Annotated in this window: 5 protein-coding genes; 2 read left to right on the top strand and 3 right to left on the bottom strand. The window is 74.0% G+C overall.

All coding sequences use genetic code 11. The features are described 5' to 3' along the window. Positions 1–819: sensor histidine kinase (locus ACXJKG_RS19460; protein WP_456847377.1), on the top strand; the 819-nt coding region annotated here is incomplete at its 5' end. 93 nt (positions 820–912) lie between these two features. Next, entirely contained in the window at positions 913–2,358 is a 1,446-nt protein-coding gene (locus ACXJKG_RS19455; RefSeq protein ID WP_456847376.1) for an ATP-binding protein, read from the top strand. On the opposite strand, the gene ACXJKG_RS19450 is transcribed toward ACXJKG_RS19455, so the two are convergent. The 3 genes from ACXJKG_RS19450 to ACXJKG_RS19440 form a co-directional block, all read right to left on the bottom strand. Continuing rightward, a complete protein-coding gene (locus tag ACXJKG_RS19450) occupies positions 2,331–3,008 on the bottom strand; it encodes a response regulator transcription factor (RefSeq protein ID WP_456847375.1) in 678 nt (225 codons plus the stop codon). The two genes, ACXJKG_RS19455 and ACXJKG_RS19450, sit on opposite strands and share 28 nt — an antisense overlap. A 22-nt stretch (positions 3,009–3,030) precedes the next feature. Then, positions 3,031–3,957, bottom strand: a complete 927-nt coding sequence (locus ACXJKG_RS19445; RefSeq protein ID WP_456847374.1) for a decaprenyl-phosphate phosphoribosyltransferase — start codon at positions 3,955–3,957, stop codon at positions 3,031–3,033. A gap of 24 nt (positions 3,958–3,981) precedes the next feature. Further along, positions 3,982–4,813, bottom strand: an 832-nt coding sequence (locus tag ACXJKG_RS19440) for a phosphodiester glycosidase family protein (RefSeq protein WP_456847373.1), incomplete at its 5' end; no start/stop codon positions are given.

The following is a 4,813-nucleotide window of genomic DNA, read 5'->3' as shown; positions in this document are numbered from 1 at the left end:
CTGGTCGCCCGCCGCGCCGCCCGGCGGCTGAGCAGGCCGGTCGCAGCGCTGGCCGCGGTCTCCAGGGCCCACGCCGACGGCGACCTGCGGGCCCGGGCAGAGCTCTCGGGCATCGACGAGCTGGACGAGGTCGCCCAGGGCATGAACGCGTCCGCCGTCGCCGTCGACGAGGCCCTGACCCGGGAGCGTGCGTTCGCCGCGGAGGCTTCCCACCAGCTGCGGACGCCACTGACCCGCGTGCGGTGGGGGCTCGAGGAGGCGATCGACGGGAGCCCGGACGAGCTGCGCCGGGCCGCCGCCGCGGCGGTGCGGGACGTCGCCGACCTCGACCGGAGCGTCCGCGATCTGCTGGACCTCGCGCGCTCCGCCCCGACCGGCGGCCCGACGGACGCGGCCGACGAGCTCCGGCGCGCCGCGGAGCGATGGACCGGCCCGTTGGCCGCGCAGGGTCGCCGGCTCCTCCTCGAGATCGATCACGACCGGCCGTGGCGGATCGCGATGTCGGCCGAGGCAGTCCGGCACGTGCTCCAGGTCCTCGTCGAGAACGCCGACCTGCACGGGTCGGGGGCGGTGACGCTGCGGCTGCGGGACGCGATCAGCGGGGAGACGGACGATGTCGTCGCCCTCGACGTGCTCGACGAGGGCGAGTTCGCCGGGGACTGGCCCCTGAGCAGCCCGCACGACCCGGGTCAGGGGCACGGGATCGGCCTGCTCATGGCGCAGAGGCTCGGCGCGCAGGCGCGGGGCCGGGTCGTGCTCTCCGCGCGCCGACCGACGACCGTGACCCTGTTCGCCCCGCGCGCCGCGGGCACGCCCTGAGCCCGATGCTCAGGCGTACCTCAGGAAGCACGGGACACAGTGGTGGCGATGACGTCGCCGCCGTGCGGCGCGCGCGACGGGAGGACCGGGACCATGACGGGGCGGAGCCGGCGGTGGTTCCGGCGGGTGCAGGTGCGCACGGCCCTGATCGCCACCGCAGCCGTCGCGATCACCCTGGTCGCGGGAGCCGCGGCACTTGTCGTCGCCCAGCGCGCGCAGCTGGTGGGTGGGCTGACGCAGCTGGCCGACCAGCAGGTCCAGCAGCTCGCGAGCCAGGTCGGCGACGACGGCCCCGACGGTGTGGACCTCACGCAGGTGAGCAGCAGCCTCGGCGACCGCGCGCTGATGCAGGTGGTCGACGGCGCGGGCCAGGTCCGTGCCTCGTCCGCGGCGATCGCCGGCGAGCCGCCCCTCTGGGACGTGCACCCGCGGCCCGGGCAGCGGGTCGTGGAGCAGATCGGCCGTCTCGCGTTCGACGAGGCCGAGCCGTACGTGGTCGTCGCATCGGCCGCCCCCGCCTCGGACGGGGCCATGACGGTGATCGCCGCACAGAGCCTCGAGACGGTGTCGCGGACCACCGACGCGACGGTAGCTCTGCTGCTGGCGGGCATCCCGCTCGTGCTCGTCATCACGGGTGGCGTCACCTACTGGATGGCGGGCCGGGCGCTGGCACCCGTCGAGTCGATCCGCCGACGCGTCAGCGAGGTCTCCGCCCGAGACCTGGACGAGCACGTGCCGGTACCGGCGTCCGACGACGAGATCCAGCGCCTGGCCGAGACGATGAACCTCATGCTGGACCGGCTCGCCCGCTCGGCTGCGAGCCAGCGTCAGTTCGTCGCCGACGCCTCGCACGAGCTGCGCAGCCCGCTGACGACGATCCGCGCGACGGCGGAGGTGGCCAGAGCGCACCCCGAGACGTTGGGCTGGTACACCGCGTCCGGTGTGATCCTCGCGGAGGGAGCGCGGCTCGAGCGGCTCGTCGACGACCTGCTCGAGCTCGCCCGCAGCGACGAGCGTGGCGGGGAGCGCACCGTCGAGGACGTGGACCTGGATGACGTCGTCGCTGAGGAGGCGAGCAGGCTCCGGGTCGTCACGGACCTGCGCGTCGAGCTCGACATCAGGTCCGTGCGCGTCACGGGAGACCACGCCCACCTCGTCCGGGCGGTCCGCAACCTCGCCGACAACGCGGCGACCCACGCGAGCTCGGCGGTGCTGATGCGGCTGCGGGCCGAGGGGGGCTCGGCAGTCCTGGAGGTCAGCGACGACGGCGTCGGGATCCCGGCGGCGCAGCGGGAGCGGGTGTTCGACCGCTTCTTCCGGATCGACGAGAGCCGCGCCCGAGGCACCGGCGGAACGGGCCTGGGCCTTCCGATCGCCCGCGGGATCGCCCGGTCGGCCGGGGGTGACGTGACGGTCGTCGAACCCCTCGACTGGGAGGGACGAGGACCGCTGGGAGCTCGACTGCGTCTGGTCCTGCCCGCGTCGCCCCCGCCGGCCGACGACCCGGTCGCTCACCCGGCGTCGACGGCCAGCCGGTAACCCAGCCCACGGACCGTCTGGATGGACCGGCAGGCGAACGGAGCGTCGACCTTGCGGCGCAGGTAGCCGATGTAGACCTCGACCACGTTGGGGTCGCCGTCATAGTTCGCGTCCCAGACCGCCTCGAGGATCTCGAACTTGGTGACGACGTCGCCGCTGTGCCGCATGAGGTACTCGAGCAGCCCGTACTCCCGCGCCGTGAGCCGGATCGGAGTCTCGCCGCGGTCGACCGACCGGCGGGCCGGATCCAGCCGCAGACCACCGGCGCTCAGGACGGCGGGCCGGGCCGGCGCCCCCCGACGCACCAGGGCGCGCAGACGCGCCACCAGGACGACGACCGAGAACGGCTTGGTCAGGTAGTCGTCCGCGCCGAGGTCGAACGCGTCGGCCTGGTCGTACTCGCCGTCCTTGGCCGTGAGCATCAGCACGGGGGTCCACACGGAGCGTTCGCGCAGGAGCTCGACCACCCGGTACCCGTTCAGCTTGGGCAGCATGATGTCCAGCACGATCGCGTCGTAGGTGCCCTCGGTCGCGGCCCACAGGCCGTCCTCGCCGTTGTGCACCGCGTGGACGTTGATGCCCTCCGCGACGAGCGCCCGGCTGACGGCGTCCGCCAGCGGCAGCTCGTCCTCGACCAGCAGCACCCTCATGCGACCTCCTCCCGACGGCCGGTCATGCGAGGTACAGCGCCGCGCCGACCAGGGCGCCCCAGATCGCCGCCACGACCAGCAGCAGAGGATCGCGGGTCAGGAGCCGCTCGGGCTCCTCGCCACCGCCCTGCGCGACCAGGAGGCTGTACCGCAGCAGGACGGCGAGGAACGGGGCGACGGACGCGGCCAGCATCGGCATGGCCACGTCGCCGGCCTGGTACTGCAGGGCCCACGTGGCATAGGTGACGACCGTCGCGGTGAGTGCGAGGGTCACCACCTGCTGCAGCCACGACACCGGGTACGCGCTGAGTACGGCGCGCGCGCCGTCGGTCGCACCGGACCGGGTGACCTCCGCCAGCCGTTTCGCGGCGACGAGGAACAGCGAACCGAAGAGGGCGACCAGGATGAACCAGCTGGACAACGGGACCCCGGCGGCCACCCCGCCGCCGACCGTCCGCAGCACGAAGCCCAGGGCGACGACCAGGATGTCGACGACCGCGATCCGCTTGAGGAACACGCTGTACGCGGTGGTCAGCGCGAGGTACGCGAGGACCGCGCCCACCACCATCGGGCCCTGCGCGGCCGACGCGACCAGGGCGAGCGCAGCCGCGACGAGCCCGGCCCGCAGCGCGGTCCCCGGGGCCAACCGGCCGGAGGCAACCGGGCGCAGCGACTTCGTCGGGTGGAGTCGGTCGGCGGCGACGTCGCGGGCGTCGTTGACCAGGTACACCCCGGCCGATGCCAGGACGAAGACGCCCGACGCCGCGAGCGCGCGTCCGGCGACAGCGGGGTCGAGCAGCGTCCCCGCGGCAGCGGCCGGAGCGAGCACCAGCACGTTCTTGAGCCACTGCCGAGGTCGGGCCGTCGTGACCAGCGCGCCGACCGTCCCCGGGTACCGCGAGGCCGTGGGCGGCGCGGGCTCGTGAGCGGTGGTGCCGACGAGTGTCATGGTGCTCCTCGGTCGTGCGGTGGCTCAGCGGAGGGTGAGGTAGAAGAAGTCGCGCTGGTCCGGCGCCAGGTACCGGTCAGGCGTCGACGGCATGGCGGGCAAGAGCTTCTGCGAGTGCATGTCGGTGCCCGCGGGGCCGGGCGCCCACGACGCGAACATGACCTTGCCGGGGTGGATGTCGAGCTCCATCGCGCGCTGGGCTCCGGCCGAGTGCAATGCGATCGCCAGCGTCTGGAGGGTCAAGCCGTCACCCGCCACGTAGACGAGGTTCCCGCCCGCGTCGACGCCCAGACCGGAGCGCCAGGTGTACTGCAGCTGGTTCTGGCTGCTGCCCCACCGCGCGTCGCGGTTCGAGGTCAGCCCGTCGACGACCTGCCCGCCGTCGACGATCAGCTCCAGGTTCTGTCGGACGGCCTGCACGTGCGGTCCCATGGTCGCGTCCCGTCCCCAGACGCCGACGTCCAGCGCGCCGGTGTCGTCGATCACCGCGGACGCCTGGCCGTAGACCAGCGGGCGCAGTGCCGTCCCCCCGACGTACGTGCCGCCTGTGATGTCCCTCGATCTCCACCCGGAGTTGAAGGTCGCCACCAGGTCCGGAACGGCCGCCCCCGGCACCCGGGCCGTGTCGATCGGGCCGTGCACGGGCTCGGCGGTGCCGGGGACGAGGTGCGCGACGACGCTGCCCCGCGGGGCCCACGCGATCGCCGCCACCACGCTCGAGTGCGCCCTGTCGGGCCRCACGAGGGTCGTCCAGAGCGCGGGTGCCCCGTTGCGGTCGGTGCGGCCGGGGACCCAGCGACCGACGCCGTCGAGCGGTCGGACGCCGGGAACGGCGAGCAGCGGGGCCGGTGTCCGC

The organism is Cellulomonas sp. P5_C6, from assembly GCF_054049635.1.
Note: the sequence above shows the minus strand (reverse complement) of the source record. Positions and strands in the feature narration are given on the sequence as shown.